The sequence below is a fragment of the Vibrio sp. 2132-1 genome, from assembly GCF_033344315.1.
Genome location: NZ_JAWPON010000923.1, coordinates 1 through 501, shown reverse-complemented (window position 1 = coordinate 501; position 501 = coordinate 1). Strand labels below are relative to the sequence as shown.

The following is a 501-nucleotide window of genomic DNA, read 5'->3' as shown; positions in this document are numbered from 1 at the left end:
AAATTATCTTCATCAGATGTGGAAATACGTGCACAGCTAAGCTGGAAAATGCGTAGGTTGTATTACATCTGAGTAAAGACAAGAGACCGCCGGTGATATTTCATCACCGGCTTTTTTGTATCTGAAGTTTGAAATCAGATATGAAGTTACCCATAGTTGAAATAGGGGCCGGTATGTAAGTACCGGCCCTTTTTATTTGGTAAAAAACATGAGTGTGTTACACGTTAAAAATATGTCCTATCAGGTTGTTGATCATCACCTATATAGCCATTCCCACTTCACTATTCATGCTGGAGAGCATGTAGGAATCACCGGTGCAAACGGAGTAGGAAAAAGTACGTTGTTAAAGTTGCTTGTTGGTGAAATTTCTGCCGATGAGGGAGATATTCATTGGCAGCCAAACTTAGAGATTGGCTATCTTGATCAACATCTTGTGGTTGATAAAACTCAGACGATTAGAGAATGTTTACAATCGGCATTTAATGAGTTGTTTGAAGCTGA

General features: G+C 39.1%; 1 protein-coding gene. It reads left to right on the top strand.

Annotation, left to right across the window (positions count from 1 at the left end; genetic code table 11):
• Window positions 1-208: 208 nt before the first annotated feature.
• Window positions 209-501 (top strand): ATP-binding cassette domain-containing protein (locus R8N47_RS28750; RefSeq protein ID WP_318186550.1); only part of this gene is annotated, 293 nt, incomplete at its 3' end.